Source organism: Nocardia sp. NPDC059228, from assembly GCF_042754245.1.
Taxonomy (GTDB): domain Bacteria; phylum Actinomycetota; class Actinomycetes; order Mycobacteriales; family Mycobacteriaceae; genus Nocardia.
In genome coordinates this window covers 153,203-169,534 of record NZ_JBHZAL010000006.1, presented here as the reverse complement: position 1 = coordinate 169,534, position 16,332 = coordinate 153,203, and the positions used below count along the sequence as shown (strand labels likewise).

Sequence of the window (16,332 nt, the reverse complement as noted above, 5' to 3'; positions counted from 1 at the left end):
GAGCGCCGGCCCGGCGGGCCGGAGTGAATCACATCTGCGCGCTGCCGGTGTAGTTGATCATCCACGGCACCGAGAACTTGTCGGTGACCATGGCGAACGCCTCGGCCCACTCCACCCGGCCCAGCGGCATGGACACGGATCCGCCCGGCGCGAGCTCGTTGAACAGCCGCTCGGCCTCGGCGGCCGACTCGACCTCGACCTGCACGGTGAAACCCGGCTTGGAGTTGTCGATCTCGCTGCCGGGCGGGCAGTCGGAGACCATGAGGATATTGGTCTCGCTCAGCGGCAGCTGGGCATTGGCGACCCGGTTCAGCACGTCCTCGGGCATCTCCGGCGGGGTCTCACCCATGTCGCGGAAACGGACGATGGTCGCCTCGCCGCCGAAGACGGACTGGTAAAAGGTGATTGCCTCTTCGGCATTGCCATTGAAGAGCAGGTACGGGTTCAGCGCGGGCATGGGTTCCTCCTCGATCGTTTTCGGGCAGGTGCGGCGGCACCCGGAAGGTAGGACTCGGGGGCCTCGCGGAAATCATCGGCCCTCACCCGGGAAATTCGGGTGAACCGGCGGGGAATTCGGTGGATCAGTCGGCGGCCCGGTGGCGCTGGTAGTAGCGGGCGACCCGGACGCGGTTGCCGCACCGCTCGGGCGAGCACCACTGGCGGCGCGGATGCGCGGGCAGGAAGAGCATGACGCAGTCCTCCGCACCGCACTGCCGCAGGCGATCGATGGCCGGATCGGTGAGCAGGGTCGCGGCGGCATCGGCCAGGTGCGCGGCCAGCCGGGCGCCCGGATCGCCTAGGCGCGCGACGGTTTCGGTGACGGCATCGCCGTTCCAGTCCAGGCGGCGAATGGCGGGCGCGGCCGATTGCGCCTCGGCGAGGCCGCGCAGTGCGGAGGACGGCGGGCGGCGGCCGTGCAGCATCGCGTCCAGCGCTGCGGCGGTGTGGTCGCGCACCGCGTGGACGGCGGCCAGGTCGGCCCCGGTGAGGCGCTGCGGCGGCGGCTCGGGTAGGCGATCGGCCTCCAGGCGCAGCCAATCCGCCAGCTGCTCGGGGGTTTCCAGCAGGTCGGCACCGGTGGGCCGGGTGTTCACCAGGTCCAGTGCGAGAGGTTCACCGATCAACGGTTCGAGATCAGCCACGTCGCTAATGCTACCTCGAGCCGTTGACACATTAGCCGGAATCGGCGTAGAACTAATGCAACATCGCCGAGAGAAAGCATGTGAAGCCGTGAACGCACCCACCCAGGTCCTGCACCCGCTCTCCACCGTCCGGCACGGCCGCCTCGAGGTCGATGGCGTCGAGGTCTTCTACCGGGAATCGGCGCCCGCCCGCGCGGACGCCCCGGTCCTGTTGCTACTGCACGGTTTTCCCACCGCGTCCCACCAGTTCCGTCGCCTCATCGACGCCCTGGGCGACCGCTACCGCCTCATCGCTCCCGACTATCCCGGTTTCGGAAACACCGTCGCCCCCGCGGATTTCGACTACAGCTTCGACCACCTGGCCGACATCACCGAGGGTTTCGTCCAGCGGCTGGGCCTGACCAGCTTCGCCATGTACATCTTCGACTTCGGGGCGCCCATCGGCCTGCGCCTGGCCACCCGGCATCCGGAGTGGATCACCGGTCTCGTCGTCCAGAACGGCAATGCCTACGAAGCCGGTTTGTCCGAGGCCGCCAAGGGTTTCGTGGCCCTGCGTCCCGACCATGCGGGCGACGAGGAGGTCATCCGTGGCCTGCTCACCCTCGAGGGCACCCGCGGCCAATACGAAACCGGCGTCCCCGACCCGGCCCTGCTCGACCCCGATGCCTGGACCCTGGACCAGCACTATCTCGATCTTCCCGGCCGCAAGGAAGCCCAGGTGACCCTGGCCTTCGACTACAAGTCGAACGTGGCCAGCTACCCCGAATGGCAGTCCTGGCTCCGCACCTACACGCCCCCCACCCTCATCACGTGGGGCGCGAACGACCCCTTCTTCCCCGCCCCGGGCGCGCACGCCTACCTGGCCGACCTCCCCGATGCCGAACTCCACCTGTTCGATACGGGGCACTTCGCCCTGGAAACCCATGTCTCCGAAATCGCCGGACTCATCGCCGATTTCCTCGACCGCCTACCCACACCCGCACGGTGAGGCGAGGAATCTCGCCCCGCCACGACGACAGGCCCCGCGCGGGCGGGGCCTGTCGAATGATGTTGGCGGCGTGGATCAGTGGGCCTCGCGGGGCGCGTGCGGGAGCAGGAAGGCCAGGCAGAAGGCCGTGACGCCGAGCCCGATGCCGACGAGCGTGACGTGCTCCATGCCGATCAGAGCATTGCCGCGCGGGGTGCCGCCGAGGTGGGTGAAACGGTTGAAGAACACGGTGCCCAGCACCGCGACGCCGAGCGCGCCGGCCAGCTGCTGTACCGATTCCAGCAGGCCCGAGGCCGAGCCGACCTCGTCGTCCTCGATCTCGCCGATGATGATGCTGAACATCGGGACGAACACCATGCCCATACCGAATCCGACGACCAGCAGCGGACCCGCCAGCTCCCAGGCGTTCAGGCCGGTGCCGGCCAGGTGCAGCACCGCGTAGAGGACGGACAGTCCGGCGGTCATGATGCCGACGCCCAGGTGCAGCACCTTGCGGCCCAGCTTCGGCGCCTCCGCTCCGAGAGCGGAACCGAAGAAGGAGCCGAGGGCCCAGGCCGCCATGGCGATGCTCGCGCCGATCGGGCTGTAGCCGAACCCGAGCTGCAGCATCAGACCGAGGCCGAGCGAGAAGCCGATGATGCCGATGAAGAACACCGTCTCGAAAAGCACTCCGGCACTGTAGGACCGGCGCCCGAACACGCTCAGCCGCACCAGCGGGGTCCGGCCGGCGGCGGTCCGGAGCCGCTGCTGCGCAACGAAGATCCCGAGCACCGCGATACCGATCACCGGCATGATCAGGCTCCAGGCCGGCCAGCCGTGCTCTCGCCCCTGCATGAGCGGATAGATCAGCAGCCCGACACCCGCACCGGCCAGGACGACACCGAGCAGATCGAGCCCACCGGTGCGGTCCCCGCCGCGCCGGGGCAGCGCCGCGATACCCCCGATCAGAGCGAAGAGCCCGAGCGGCACATTGATCCAGAAGATCGACCGCCAGCCGGTGCCGAGCAGATCCACCGTGATGAGCAGCCCGGCGACGATCGGCCCGAGAATGCTCGCGATGCCGAGGGTGGCGCCGAAGACCGCCCACGCCCGGGGCTGATCCGCGGTGTCCGGGAACAGATCCCGGATCATCCCCAGGCACTGCGGCACCATCACCGCGGCCGCCGCGGCCTGCGCGACCCGCCCACCGATCAGCGCCTCCGGCGACGCGGCCAGCGAGCAGGCCACCGAGGCGAGCACGAATCCGACTGTGCCGCCGAGGAACATCCGCCGGCGCCCGAACAGGTCGCCGAGCCGTCCACCGGTCAGCAGCCCGACCGCCAGCACCAGCGTGTAGGCCGCGGCGATCCACTGCATCGTGGCGTAGCTGCCGCCCAGATCGCGCCGGATCATCGGCAGCGCGACGTTCACGACATTGGTGTCGAGCATGTTCATCAGCGTCGCGCCGATGATCGCGGACAGCCCCAGCCACCGGCGGGCGGGCGCGGCGACTGGTGTGGATACGGCCGCGACGGGCGGTGTGAGGGCGGTGGCGGTGGACATTGCGGGCTCCTTCCGATGGAGCAATAGTATCCACAACACTAGTTTCTAAGCAACTAGTTTTGAGGATATGCCGAAGCGCGCCCGGGACCGGCAGGAGGACGCCGGACCCGCGAGCCGGGATCACGAGGCGGTGTGGCCGATCCCGTTGTCGCTCATGGCATCAATGCTTCCGGTAAACACCGGGCTTCCACATCACGAGGATCCGTTATTCATCGGTGCACCCGGGGCCATTACCCGGGAACGCGAAGGGGCCCGCGGAAGTCCGCGGGCCCCTTGCCTTTCCGGATGTCTCCGGAGCCGATCAGGAGTTGTAGATCGCGTCCACGTCGGCCGCGTACTGCTTCATGACGACGGCACGCTTGAGCGAGAGCTTGGGAGTGAGCTCGCCGCCCTCCTGGGTCCAGTCGACCGACAGGATGCGGACCTTCTTGATCGCCTCGGCGTGCGACACCAGCTTGTTGGTGGCCGCGACCGCGTCATTGATCTCGCCGACCAGGGCCGGGTTCTCGATGACGTGCTCGATCGGGGTGTCGGCGGGAATCCCGTTGCGCGCCTTCCACGCCGGCAGGGCCTCCGGGTCGAGGGTGACGAGCGCGCCGATGAAGGGCTGACCGTCGCCGACCACCATGACCTGGCTGATCAGCGCGTTCTGGCGCAGTGAGTCCTCGAGCATGGCCGGGGAGACGTTCTTGCCGCCGGCGGTGACCAGGATTTCCTTCTTGCGGCCGGTGATAGCGACGAAGCCCTGCTCGTCGATGGCGCCGAGGTCGCCGGTCTTGAACCAGCCGTCGGCGTCGAAGGCGTCGGCGCTGGCCTCGGGGTTGTTCCAGTAGCCGCCGAACACGACCGGACCGCGGATGAGCAGCTCGCCGTCCTCGGCGACCTTGGCGCCGTGGCCGGGCAGCGGGCGGCCGACCGAACCGACCTTGATGAACTTGGGGGTGTTCACACTGACGGCGGCGGTGGACTCGGTGAGGCCGTAGCCCTCGTAGATGGTGACGCCGGCGCCGCGGAAGTAGTGGCCCAGGCGCGCGCCCAGCGGGCCGCCGCCGGAGACGGCGGAGTCGCACTGACCGCCCATGGCCTCGCGCAGCTTGGAGAAGACCAGCTTGTCCAACACCATGTGCTGCAGCTTGAGCACGATGTTCGGGCCGCCGTTCTCCAGCGACTGGCTGTACTGGATGGCGATCTCGGTGGCGTAGTCGAAGATCTTGCCCTTGCCGCCGTCGTGCGCCTTCTGCTTGGCGCCGTTGAACACCTTCTCGAAGACGCGCGGCACCGAGAGGATGAAGTTCGGCTTGTACTGCCCGAACTGCTCGACCAGGGTGGACCAGTCGGCGGTGTGGGCCACGGTGACACCGGCGTCGAAGGCGGCCAGCGCGACCGCGCGGGCGAAGACGTGGGCCAGCGGCAGGAACAGCAGCGACTTGCGGCCCGGCAGCAGGAACTCGCTCATGGCGGAGCGGTCGGCGGCCGACTCGGCGTACAGGTTGGCGTGCGAGAGCATGACACCCTTGGGCCGGCCGGTGGTGCCGGAGGTGTAGATGAGGGTCGCCGGGGAGGCGGCCTTCACCTGGGCGCGGCGCTCGTGCACGACGGCGTCGTCGAGGTCGGCGCCGCGGGCGACGAGGTCGGCGATGGCGCCCTTGTCGATCTGCAGGACTTCCTTCAGATTGCCCAGTCCGCCTTCGATTTCCGCGATGGTGGCACGGTGCTTGTCGTTCTGGACGACGGTGAGCTTGGTGGCCGAGTCCTCGAGGATCCAGCGCGCCTGCTCGGCGGAGGAGGAGTCGTAGATGGCGACGGTGCAGCCGCCGGCCGCCCAGATGGCGAAGTCGAGCACGACCCACTCGTAGCTGGTCTGGGCCATGATGGCGACGCGGTCACCGAGCTCGACGCCGGAGGCCACCAGGCCTTTGGCCACCTCGGTCACGGTCTTCGCGAACGTCGCCGCCGTGACGTCGTTCCAGCCGCCCTTGCCATCCGGGGTGTTGAAGACGACCAGGTTGGGGGTCTTCTCCGCATGCCGGAACGCGCCGTCCGACATGTTGGCGTTCTCCGGAATGGTGTAGGTAGCCGGGACTTCGAACTCTCGCATCGCTGCCCTTCCACAGTGGGTTTACTGGCGGGTAATCTACGCCACGCTCAGGGGTAACTCCCGGCGGACCGCCCGAACCTGTTGTCGGACGGTCCCGCGTTATGTCTTTTCCCTATCCTATTGACCGGCTCTGCGCTGGTCGAAGGGCATGCCGGAGGAACTGTCCGAGCTCGGCGGTCACGGCCGCGGCGGGGGCCACCAGACTCGCCTGCAACTGGGCGACGTGCCACAGTCCGCGGGTCTCGGTGAACTCGGCCGGCACCCCGGCCGCCCGCAGCTGGGCGACCAGCCGCGTGCACTGGGCGTGCAGCAGTTCGTCCACGTCGGCCTGGACATAGGTGGGCGGCAGCCCGGACAGGTCGGCGAGCAGAGGCGCGTACCCGGCGTCGGTGCGGTCGCCCGCACCCAGATAGGCGGCGGCACAGGCCCGCGACCACGGCTTGTTGATGACCAGATCGCGGTTCCGGATCGGTAGCTCGTTCGGGTCGGCCCAGGGCGCGATCAGGCCGAGTGCGGCCGGCACCAGCCGGTGCCGGTTGCGCAGCCGCAGCGCCAGTGCCAGCGAGAGCCCGCCGCCGGCCGAATCACCGGCCACCGCAATGCGTTCCGGCGGGTAGCCGGCGGCCACCAGGTCCAGGAAGGCCGCCTCGGCATCGTCGAGCGCCGCCGGGAACGGGTGCTCGGGAGCCAGCCGGTAGTCCAGAACCTGGACGGCGCAACCGGTTTCCCGCGCCAGATAGGCCGCCAGCGACCGGTGCGTGGCCGGCGAGCAGACGGTGTAGCCGCCGCCGTGCAGGTACAGCACGGTGGCGTTGTCCGAGACCGGCCCGACCGTCACGCGTTCGGCCGGGCGGCCACCGAGTTCGACGTGCTCCACGTGGGTGCCCCGCGGAGCGCGCTGCGCCACCGAGCCCCAATCCATCAGCGCCCGTTGGACACTGAACGGCAGCCGGTGGTTGAGCACGATCCGGAAGAGCGGATTCAACGCGCCGCGGACGATGGGCAACGGCAGTGTCACATCGGGCATGACCGAGCGTCCTCTATTCGTCTCTGGCTTACGGCAGGAAGCGCTTCTGTACCACGGCGGAGATGCGCTGGTAGTACGAGGCGGTGGTGCGCACGAACAGGTCGAGGGCCTTGGCCTCCCAGCCGATGAGCACCCGGCCGTGCCCCTTGCGGACGGCCTCGGTAATGGTCTGCGCGGCCATTTCCGGGGTGTGCAGGGCCAGCTTGCTGTCGAAGAGGGCGGCCAGGTTCTTCTGGTTGAGGCCCTCGGAGACGGTGGCATTGCGGGCGACGGCGGTCTGGATGCCGCCGGGGTGCACGCAGGTCACCTTGACCGGGGTACCGCTCATGAGCATTTCCTGGCGCAGCGCCTCGGTGAAGCCGCGGACCGCGAATTTGGCCGAGTTGTAGGCACTCTGGCCGGGGACCGCGATCAGGCCGAAGAGGCTGGACACGTTCACCACGTGGCCGTCGCCGGATTCGATGAGGTACGGCAGGAACGCCTTGGTGCCGTTGACGACGCCCCAGAAGTCGACGTCCATGATGCGCTCGATGTCCTTGAAGGCGGTGTCGAGCACATCGCCGTGGTGGGCGATACCGGCATTGTTGTAGATCTGGTTGACCTTGCCGAAGTACTTCTGCACGTCATCGGCGTAGAGCAGCACGGCCTCGCGCTCGGCCACATTGAGCCGGTCGGATTTGACCTTGACGCCATATTTCTCGCAGCGTCGCACGGTTTCGGCGAGGCCCTCGGCGTCGATGTCGGACAGCGCCAGGTGCGCGCCGCGCCGGGCCAGGTTCTCCGCCAGGGCGCGGCCGATGCCGGAACCCGCACCGGTGATCACGCAGACCTTGTCCTTGAAGTAAGCGTCATTGCTCACGGTTACCGCCTTCGGTTGTCTGGGTTGGGTGACTAGTCGGCCTGTGTGACAGGCTCGGTGGTCGTGTCGTACGCCGAGACATCGAAGTGCTCGAGCAGGGTGCGGAACCGGAAGGTGAAATCCGGCCACAGTGTGGTGTTGTTGCCGTGCTTGTCGAGATACCAGGAGGCGCAGCCGCCGGTGCTCCACACCGCACCTTCCAGTTTGCGCTGCAGGCCGGCGTTGTAGTCGTCCTGCACGTCCTTGCGGACCTCGACGGTACGCAGGCCCAGGTTGTCGAACTGCGCGATGGCGTCGGAGATGTAGTTGATCTGCGACTCCAGCATGAACACCATCGAGGTGTGCCCCAGGCCCACGTTCGGGCCCAGCATGAAGAACATGTTGGGGTAGTTGTTGATGGCCGAGCCCTTGTAGCCCTGTTGGCCGATGGCGTCGAAGACCTCGGAGAGCGTGCGGCCGTCGCGGCCGGTGACGGTGTCGTAGACCGGCGAGTCGGTGACGTGGAAGCCGGTGGCCACGACGATGGCGTCGACCTCGCGCTCGGCGCCGTCCTTGGTGACGATGGAGCCCGGACGGATCTCCTTGATCCCGTCGGTCACCACGTCGACATTGTCGCGGCTCAGCGCCGGATAGTACTCGTTGGAGATCAGCATGCGCTTGCAGCCGATGCGGAAGTTCGGGGTGACCTTGCGGCGCAACTCCGGATCGCGCACCTCGGCGAACAGCTTGGCGCGGGCGATGGCCTCGAGGCCGAGCATGGCGGGCGGGAACTTGGCCAGCCCGACCACCTGGGTCTCGCGGGCGGCGTAGATCCCGGCGCGGTAGAGGCTGCGCAGCGCGGGAATGCGCTTGAGCGCGAACTTCTCCGGGGCCAGGTACTCGCGGTCCACCCGGGGCAGCAGCCAGGGCGCGGTGCGCTGATACACGTCCAGGTGCGCGACCTGGCCGGCGATGCTGGGGACGATCTGGATGGCGGAGGCGCCCGTGCCGATGACGGCGACGCGCTTGCCGGTCAGATCGGAGTCGTGGTTCCAGCGGGCGGAGTGGAAGATCTCGCCCTGGAAGTCGTTGATGCCCTTGATATCCGGCAGGTTGGGCTCGCAGAGCGCGCCCACGGCGGAGACCAGGATGTCGGCGGTGAAGGGGCCCTGGCTGGTCTGGAGCTCCCAGCGGGCGTCCTCGGCGTTCCACCGGGCGCCGGTCATCTCGCAGTCGAAGATGTGCCGGTCGCGCACGCCGTACTTGTCGGCGACGCCCTGGATGTAGCGCTGGATCTCGGGCTGCTTGGAGAACGAGCGCGACCACTCCGGGTTGAGCGCGAACGAGTAGGAGTACAGCTGGGAGGGCACGTCGCAGGCCGCGCCCGGGTAGGTGTTGTCGCGCCAGGTGCCGCCGACATCGCTGCCACGCTCCAGCACGAGGTAATCGGTGCGCCCCTGCTGGCTCAGCCGGATGGCCAGGCCCAGGCCCGAGAACCCGCTGCCGACGATGATCACGCGGGAGTGCCGGACCGGCCGGTTGCCGACAGCTTTGTCTGTAACCTTGCGACTCATGTATCCGAGCGTAAGGTCTTATTGAGCGGGAGTCAACAGTATTGACTCACGTTCAGTAAGACCTGGGACATGACAAGATGGCCTGACGTTGGACCGATGACCAAGGAGCGCGCCGTGAGCAGCAGACCGGACAGCCGGGGCAAACGCGTGCGCCTGAGCCCCGCCGAACGTCGCGAGCAGTTGATCACACTCGGCGCCCGCATGCTGGGTGAGCGTGCCCTCGACGACATCTCCATCGGCGAGATCGCCGAGCAGGCCGGCATCTCGCGCGGCCTGCTGTTCCACTACTTCCCCACCAAGCAGGACTTCCACCTGGCGATCATCCAGCACGCCAATGCCGAACTGCTGGAACGCACCTCGCCCGACCCGACGCTGGCGCTGTTCGACATGCTCCGTGACTCGGTCGAGCGCTACATCGACTACGTCACCGAGAACCGCACGTCCTACCTGGCCCTGCTCCGCGGCCCGGCCAGCGCCAGCCCCGAACTGGTCGCCCTGGTCGACGCCACCCGCATGGCCCTGGTGGACCGCATCATCGCCGAGGCCCCCATCCCCGCCGACGACCCCGACCGCCCACGCCTGGGCCTGGCCGTCCGGGGCTGGATCGCCTTCGTCGAGGAAACCACCCTGACCTGGCTCCGCGAGGAACCCATCACCCGGGAGTCCCTGGTCGAGATGCTCGTCGCCTCCCTCCCGGCGCTGGCCCTCAACGCGGATCTCGCTGCGGCCCTGCGGCAGTGACGCGGGGACCTACCGAACTCTGACCGCGAACACGATGGCCGGCTCGTCCCGGTCCGGCCACCGCCCCGTCACGGCGGCGACGATGAGCGCGGCCGCCAGCGAGCTGTGGACAATTGTCAGTGCGCGATAGAGCTCGTCGACCGCTGTACATCCGGACGGTATTTCGGGTGCCGGCATCGGTCACACCTCCCGAGGGTTTTGCCCCAGATCCATGATGGGGAGACTCCTCGAGGGTGACACGGCGCGGGTGTGCGAACGCCTGAAAAATCAGGTCCCTCAGCAGGATTTCGGAAATCACTCATCCAATTCCGCGAACCGACGCAGTTTTTCGAGGTCCCGGACGTGGACGTGCCGGTTGTACAGGCCCACCAGGTCGGCCTCCCGCATCTCGCGCATGGCCAGCCCCACCGCGTCCACACCCGCGCCGACGAGGTTGCCGAGCTCTTCGTAGGACAGTCGCACGGTGATCTCCCACCCCGCTTCCGCACGCCGCCCGCAGGATTCGACGAATTCGACCAGCAGGCGGGCCAGCCGGATCTGCACGTGGCAGCCGCCGAAGTCCAGGCGCCGCTGATCGGACCAGGCCAGCCGGTCCGCCAGCGAGCGGCACAGCACCAGCGAACCGTCCGGATGAGATTCCAGGAACGCCATGAACACCGATCCCGGAATGCGGTGCGCGATGGTGGCGGTGCACACCGTCGCGGTATTGGATCGTGGCGAATCCGGTACCAGCGCACCCAGTTCGCCGATCACGTCACCACTGACCCGGATGGCGAAGAGCTTGCCGTCGGCCGCGGTGATCTTCACGCACGCCGACAGCGTGCGATCCCGCGAGCGCAGCAGGTACACCGTGGTGCCGGGTTCGCCCTGGCGCATGAGCACGGTGCCCGGCGGGCAGTAGGTCTGCACGCCGAGCTGGAGCAGGTCCTGGCGGCTGCGCGCGCACAGCCGTTCCATGAAAGTCCCCGTAGGCCAGGGCCAATCGCCCAGATGCCCGCCGCCTGATGGGTTCACAGTCGTATCCGGTTTCCGTACCGCCGTGAGAAGCTGCCCCGATCCATCCACGGTAGGCGAGCGAAACCGGTTGCGACGCAGGGGACGCCGAGGTGTTACGGATTCACGACCGGACCGGGGTCACAGGGCGTGCGCGTCGAGCCAGACCCGGGCGACGGCGGCGGGGACGGCGCCCTGGTCGCGGACCTGGTGGATCATGTCGGCCAGGTCGGTGGTGGTGAGTTCGCCGGCGACAGAGTTGAGTTTGCGGAGTTGCTGGTCGGTCAACGCGGATTTGCGGATGACCGGGAGGACCATGGCGGCGCGGAAGGCATAGTCGGGGTCGGCGAGTGGGGCGAGGTCGGCGCCGCCGTCGGGGAGGAAGGCGGGCGGGCCGGGCAGGACGGCCAGCTGGATTTCCCCGTTGGAGAGGGCTTTTCGCAGGTCGGTGTCGGTGTCGAAGGTGACCGGGTGGCTGATCGCACAGTGGTAGACGGTGCGCAGCGGATCCAGGACGTCGCGTTGCGGGTCGAGCGGGGCGCGCAGGGCGTCCAGCGGCGCGCCGGTGTCGATGCCGATGGTGATCTCGGCGCAGCGGGTGCCCAGGTCCTTCAGCGAGGACGGCAGGCCGTCGGGGCGGGCGGCGGCGGCGACCACGGTGGGGCGAAGGTCGGTGCCGTCGGCGGCATCGGAGTCGATTACGCCCTCCGGAAGCGCCTTGGACAGCGCCGCATTCACCTCGTCCGGTTTGGTGGCGTTCGCGGTGGAGTCCAGGGCGGTCAGCAGATCTCCGCTGACATCGCCGAACAGCGCGATCCGATCGGTGTCGAGGGCCGCGAGCAGATCCGTGCGCTGTCCGATCCGATCCTCGACCCGGGTGCGCAGTCCGGCGCGGGCCAGCGCGCCCGCGTAGATCTCGGCGATCATCATCGATTCCGCCGAATTGCCCGCTCCCACCGTCAATACCGGTCCGGTGCCCGAGCTGCCGCAGGCCACCGCGGCCGCGGCGACCGCGACGACCAGCAGCGCCGACCCGAGGCGGGGCCGCCGTGCGCGGCGGAGCGAGCGGGCGCGACGGCCGAGGGCGCGCGGTGCGGAGGAGTCTGTGCCGGACACGCGCAACAGTCTGCCGCCCCACCCCTCCCCCGTGCGAAACCGACCCGCGCATGAGCGCACCGCGGAGTTCCGCGCAGCTCGAGCCGAGAGGTTCTCCCGCTGGAAACGCCCCGGCAGGATGGCTCGACCGTATCCGCCAAATGCACGAAACCGACCACAGGTAGGCAACGTTCGCAGGAACAGCCGGGCAATATGGACAGTTGAGTCTGTTTCAGGGGTGGAATCCGCCCCGCCCGCGCAGGCACCCCGCTCGGAAGGACGACAGTGCACTCGCTCATCACCACCCGCGCCGACGGCAGGCGCACCGCCCGGACCGTACTCCGAATTCTGGCCGCGTCGGTGGCGCTGGCCGCGGCCATGGCGCTGTCCGCCTGTGGCGGCTCCAAGTCCAATCCGCTCGGCGGTGGCGGCGACTGCGGCAGCGACGCCAACCGGGTGACTGTCGGCTCGGCCAATTTCCCGGAATCCGAGACGGTGGCCGATGTCTACGCGGAAGCCTTGCGCACCAACGGTTTCGGTATCGACACCAAGCTCAATATCGGCAGCCGCGAAGCCTACGTCCCCGCGCTGAAGCAGTGCGCCATCACCCTCATCCCGGACTACACCGGCAATCTGCTGCAGTACCTGGACAAGTCGAGCACCGCCACCACCCCGGACGAGGTGAACGCGGCACTGACCAAGGCGCTCGGCGATCAGCTCGCCATCGGCACCCCCGCGCCCGGTGAGGACTCCGACGCCGTCGTGGTCACCAAGGCCACCGCCGACAAGTGGAACCTGACGAGCATCGCCGATCTGGCCGCACACTCGGCCGAGGTGAAACTGGCCGCGCCCGCGGAGTTCTCCGAGCGGCCCGGCGGGCTGCCCGGCCTGAAGAAGAACTACGGCCTGGACATCGCGGCGGCGAACTTCGTGCCGATCGCCGACGGCGGCGGCCCCGCCACCGTGAAGGCCCTGACCGAGGGTCAGGTCACCGCGGCCGACATCTTCACCACCTCCCCCGCCATCGCCGCCAACAACCTGGTGGTGCTGACCGACCCGAAGCACAACTTCCCGCCGCAGAACGTGGCGCCGCTCTACAACACCGCCAAGAAGAGCGACAAGCTGACGAAGGTGCTCGACGCGGTCTCGGCGAAACTGACCACCGCCGAACTCATCTCGCTCAATACCGCCGTCTCCGGCAGCAGCAAGACCGAACCGGCCGCCGCCGCCAAGCAGTGGGTGGCCGCGCAGGGGCTCGACAAGCCGATCGCCTAGGGAGGGCCGAACACGGTGTCCGCCATCGAATTCACCGGCGTCAGCAAGACGTATCCGGACGGCACCACCGCCGTCCACGACCTCGACCTGCGCATCGAATCCGGGTCGTTCACCGTGTTCGTCGGGCCGTCCGGCTGCGGCAAGACCACCTCCATGCGCATGATCAACCGCATGATCAGCCCTACCACGGGCACCATCACCGTTGGCGGGCAGGATATCTCGCGCAGCAATCCGGTCGAGCTGCGGCTCGGCATCGGCTACGTGATCCAGAACGCGGGCCTGCTGCCGCACCGCACCGTGGTCGACAATGTGGCCACCGTGCCGGTGCTGCGCGGGCAGTCCCGTCGTGCGGCCCGCCGGGCGGCGCTCGAGGTGATGGACCGGGTCGGGCTGGATCGCGGCCTGGCGCAACGCTATCCGGCGCAGCTGTCGGGTGGCCAGCAGCAGCGCGTGGGCGTGGCCCGGGCGCTGGCCGCGGACCCGCCGATCCTGCTGATGGACGAACCGTTCAGCGCCGTCGACCCGGTGGTGCGCACCGAACTTCAGAACGAGATGCTGCGGCTGCAGTCCGAACTGCACAAGACCATCGTCTTCGTCACCCACGACATCGACGAGGCCATCAAGCTCGGCGACCACATCGCCGTCTTCGGCCCCGGCGGCTACCTCCAGCAGCACGATGTGCCGCGGACCGTACTCGCCCAGCCCGCCACCGATTTCGTGGCCGGCTTCGTGGGCCGCGACCGCGGCTACCGGGAGCTGTCCTTCCGCACCGCCGATACCGTTCCGCTGCACGAACTCTCGACGGTCACGCCGGAGGAGGTGCCCGGCGTCCGGCTGGCGCTGGGCGAATGGCGGCTCGTCATCGACCGGGCCAAGCGGCCCATGGGCTGGATCGACACCACCGGCGTGGAGGGCGTGCGCGCCGGGCACGCGCTGACCGACAGCATGGCCGCGGGCGGCTCGCTCTTCCCGCAGGACGGCGATCTGCGCCAGGCGCTCGACTCCGCCATCTCCTCGCCGTCGGAAATCGGTGTGGCGGTGGATGATTCCGGGGCGGCGGTGGGTGCGATCTACGCGCGCGACGTGCTGGAGCAGCTGCACCGGCAGCGCACCGCCGAGGAGGTCGAACGCAATCGGGTCTTCTTCGAGGAGCCCCGGTGAGGTACCTTCTCGACAATTTCGACGAGATCGCCGGATACGCACGCACCCATCTATATCTGGCCCTGCTGCCGCTGCTGCTGGGCCTGGTGATCGCGATCCCGGCGGGCGCGCTGGCGCATCGGGCGCGCTGGCTGCGGCGGGTCACCACCACGGCGGCCAGTGTCGCGTACACGATTCCGTCGCTGGCGCTGTTCGTCATTCTGCCGCCGCTACTGGGCCTCGGCGTCATCGATCCGCTGAATGTGGTTATCGCGCTGACCATCTACTCGGTGGCGCTGCTCATCACGGCGGTTCCCACCGCCCTGGATTCGGTGCCCGCCGACACCCTCGACGCCGCCGACGCCATCGGCTACCCGCGCTGGCGACGGGTGCTCACCGTCGACTTCCCGCTCGCCCTACCGGTTTTCATGGCCAACCTGCGGGTCGTGGCCGTCACCAATATCTCGATGGTGACCGTCGGCGCGCTGATCGGCGTCGGCGGGCTCGGCAAGCTGTTCACCCAGGGCTATCAGCGCGACTACCCGGACGAGATCGTCGCGGGCATCATCGTGGTGCTGGTGCTGGCCCTGATCGTGGACCGCCTGCTGTACCTGCTCGGCCGGGTGGCGACGCCGTGGCTGAAGGGGCGTGCGGCATGAACCTCTTCCTGGATGCCTGGCACTTCCTGACAGACGGCGCGAACTGGTCCGGCCCGGCCGGCATCGGGCGCCGCATTCTCGAGCACCTCTGGTACAGCCTGCTGGCCGTGGGCCTGTCGGCGGTGATCGCGGTGCCGATCGGCCTGCTGATCGGGCACACCCGCCGCGGGTCGGCCCTCATCGTCGGCTTCGCCAACTCCATGCGCGCGCTGCCGACCCTGGGCGTGCTGACCTTCGTGGTGCTGCTCATGGGTCTGGGCCTGACCCCGCCGCTGCTGGCCCTGCTCACCGTCGGCATTCCGCCGCTGCTGGCGGGCGCGTACGCGGGCATCGCGAATGTGGACCCGATCGTGGTCGACGCCTCGCGGGCCGTGGGCATGAGCGAACCCCGGGTGCTGCTGCGGGTCGAGCTGCCCAATGCCATGCCGGTGCTGCTCAGCGGTCTGCGCGCGGCCACCCTGCAGGTGGTGGCGACCGCGACCATCGCCGCCTACGTGAACCTGGGCGGGCTGGGCCGCTACATCTTCGACGGCATCAGCCTCTACCGCTACGACAAGGTGCTCGTGGGCGCGATCCTGGTGGCCGCGCTGGCGCTGATCCTGGACGGTCTGCTGGCGTTCGTGGTGTGGCTGAGTGTGCCGGGAACCGGCCGGTTGCGCCGGGTCACGGGTCGCTTCCGAAACATGCGCATTGACCTTCCGGTGTGATCGGGGTCACGATGTCTCCTGGCACACCCATCCCGAGACAGGAGGTTGCAGTGAAGGCTCGCGACATCATGCACCGGAGTGCGGAATGCATCCCCGCTGATGAAACCCTGGATCGCGCCGCTCAGCTGATGCGCAACATGGACGTCGGCGCGCTCCCCATCTGTGAGGGCGACACGCTGATCGGCATGCTCACCGACCGTGACATCGTCGTGCACTGCGTCGCCATGGGGCACGACCCCAGCCGGGTCCGAGCCGGCGATCTGGCCCAGGGCCGCGTGTGGTCGGTCGATGTCGACACGGATATGAGTACCGTCCTCGACGTCATGGAACGGAACCAGATCAAGCGCATGCCAGTTCTCGATATGCGTAAGGGCAACCAACTGGCCGGCATGATCTGTGAATCCGACCTTGCCAAGAACATCGACGACAGGAAGCTGGCGGAATTCATTACCGCCGTCGCGGTCCCGCACTAAAAGCCCGGGAGGCGTCCCGGTTCGCAGCGGATTCACAGGC

At 68.4% G+C, this 16,332-nt stretch carries 17 protein-coding genes; 7 read left to right on the top strand and 10 right to left on the bottom strand.

All coding sequences use genetic code 11. From position 1 onward, the window contains the following. Positions 1–28: 28 nt before the first annotated feature. Positions 29–457, bottom strand: a complete 429-nt coding sequence (locus ACFXKA_RS12980; RefSeq protein WP_379427339.1) for a VOC family protein — start codon at positions 455–457, stop codon at positions 29–31. Positions 458–581: 124 nt separating this feature from the next. Continuing rightward, on the bottom strand, positions 582–1,142 hold the full coding sequence (locus ACFXKA_RS12975) for a CGNR zinc finger domain-containing protein (protein WP_379427338.1): 561 nt from the start codon (positions 1,140–1,142) through the stop codon (positions 582–584). An 88-nt stretch (positions 1,143–1,230) separates the two neighbouring features. Here ACFXKA_RS12975 and ACFXKA_RS12970 point away from each other — a divergent pair, with 88 nt between their 5' ends. Next, the gene (locus ACFXKA_RS12970; RefSeq protein WP_379427337.1) at positions 1,231–2,130 is read left to right on the top strand and encodes an alpha/beta fold hydrolase; all 900 of its coding nucleotides are present in this window, start codon (positions 1,231–1,233) and stop codon (positions 2,128–2,130) included. Between the two features lie 75 nt (positions 2,131–2,205). Here the strand turns inward: ACFXKA_RS12970 and ACFXKA_RS12965 are convergent, their stop codons facing one another. The 5 genes from ACFXKA_RS12965 to ACFXKA_RS12945 form a co-directional block, all read right to left on the bottom strand. Continuing rightward, positions 2,206–3,672, bottom strand: a complete 1,467-nt coding sequence (locus ACFXKA_RS12965) for an MFS transporter (RefSeq protein ID WP_379427336.1) — start codon at positions 3,670–3,672, stop codon at positions 2,206–2,208. A 301-nt stretch (positions 3,673–3,973) separates the two neighbouring features. Further along, entirely contained in the window at positions 3,974–5,770 is a 1,797-nt protein-coding gene (locus ACFXKA_RS12960; protein ID WP_379427335.1) for an AMP-dependent synthetase/ligase, read from the bottom strand. Positions 5,771–5,882: 112 nt separating this feature from the next. Further along, positions 5,883–6,797, bottom strand: a complete 915-nt coding sequence (locus ACFXKA_RS12955) for an alpha/beta hydrolase (protein WP_379427334.1) — start codon at positions 6,795–6,797, stop codon at positions 5,883–5,885. Between the two features lie 28 nt (positions 6,798–6,825). Then, the gene (locus ACFXKA_RS12950) at positions 6,826–7,656 is read right to left on the bottom strand and encodes an SDR family NAD(P)-dependent oxidoreductase (protein ID WP_354833773.1); all 831 of its coding nucleotides are present in this window, start codon (positions 7,654–7,656) and stop codon (positions 6,826–6,828) included. Between the two features lie 32 nt (positions 7,657–7,688). Continuing rightward, on the bottom strand, positions 7,689–9,209 hold the full coding sequence (locus ACFXKA_RS12945; protein ID WP_379427332.1) for a flavin-containing monooxygenase: 1,521 nt from the start codon (positions 9,207–9,209) through the stop codon (positions 7,689–7,691). 114 nt (positions 9,210–9,323) lie between these two features. Here ACFXKA_RS12945 and ACFXKA_RS12940 point away from each other — a divergent pair, with 114 nt between their 5' ends. Beyond that, positions 9,324–9,950 (top strand): TetR/AcrR family transcriptional regulator, encoded by a 627-nt coding sequence (locus ACFXKA_RS12940; RefSeq protein ID WP_379427331.1) that lies wholly within the window; start codon positions 9,324–9,326, stop codon positions 9,948–9,950. A 9-nt stretch (positions 9,951–9,959) separates the two neighbouring features. On the opposite strand, the gene ACFXKA_RS12935 is transcribed toward ACFXKA_RS12940, so the two are convergent. From ACFXKA_RS12935 to ACFXKA_RS12925, 3 genes are all read right to left on the bottom strand, one after another. After that, complete coding sequence (locus ACFXKA_RS12935) at positions 9,960–10,127, bottom strand: hypothetical protein (RefSeq protein ID WP_379427330.1); 168 nt, start codon at positions 10,125–10,127, stop codon at positions 9,960–9,962. Between the two features lie 117 nt (positions 10,128–10,244). After that, positions 10,245–10,907, bottom strand: a complete 663-nt coding sequence (locus ACFXKA_RS12930; RefSeq protein ID WP_354833765.1) for a Crp/Fnr family transcriptional regulator — start codon at positions 10,905–10,907, stop codon at positions 10,245–10,247. A gap of 177 nt (positions 10,908–11,084) precedes the next feature. After that, complete coding sequence (locus ACFXKA_RS12925; RefSeq protein WP_379427328.1) at positions 11,085–12,059, bottom strand: glycine betaine ABC transporter substrate-binding protein; 975 nt, start codon at positions 12,057–12,059, stop codon at positions 11,085–11,087. Between the two features lie 357 nt (positions 12,060–12,416). On the opposite strand from ACFXKA_RS12925, the gene ACFXKA_RS12920 reads away from it, so the two are divergent. The 5 genes from ACFXKA_RS12920 to ACFXKA_RS12900 are packed head-to-tail and all read left to right on the top strand — an operon-like array spanning position 12,417 to position 16,292. Continuing rightward, positions 12,417–13,313: an ABC transporter substrate-binding protein gene (locus tag ACFXKA_RS12920; RefSeq protein ID WP_379427455.1), complete on the top strand. Its 897-nt coding sequence runs from the start codon at positions 12,417–12,419 to the stop codon at positions 13,311–13,313. Between the two features lie 15 nt (positions 13,314–13,328). Further along, complete coding sequence (locus ACFXKA_RS12915; RefSeq protein ID WP_379427327.1) at positions 13,329–14,474, top strand: ABC transporter ATP-binding protein; 1,146 nt, start codon at positions 13,329–13,331, stop codon at positions 14,472–14,474. Beyond that, a complete protein-coding gene (locus ACFXKA_RS12910; RefSeq protein WP_354833760.1) occupies positions 14,471–15,112 on the top strand; it encodes an ABC transporter permease in 642 nt (213 codons plus the stop codon). Before ACFXKA_RS12915 ends, ACFXKA_RS12910 begins: the two co-directional genes overlap by 4 nt. Next, positions 15,109–15,819 (top strand): ABC transporter permease, encoded by a 711-nt coding sequence (locus ACFXKA_RS12905; protein WP_354833758.1) that lies wholly within the window; start codon positions 15,109–15,111, stop codon positions 15,817–15,819. The genes ACFXKA_RS12910 and ACFXKA_RS12905 overlap by 4 nt, the downstream gene beginning before the upstream one ends. 50 nt (positions 15,820–15,869) lie before the next feature. Continuing rightward, complete coding sequence (locus tag ACFXKA_RS12900; RefSeq protein WP_354833756.1) at positions 15,870–16,292, top strand: CBS domain-containing protein; 423 nt, start codon at positions 15,870–15,872, stop codon at positions 16,290–16,292. The last annotated feature ends 40 nt before the right edge of the window (positions 16,293–16,332 follow it).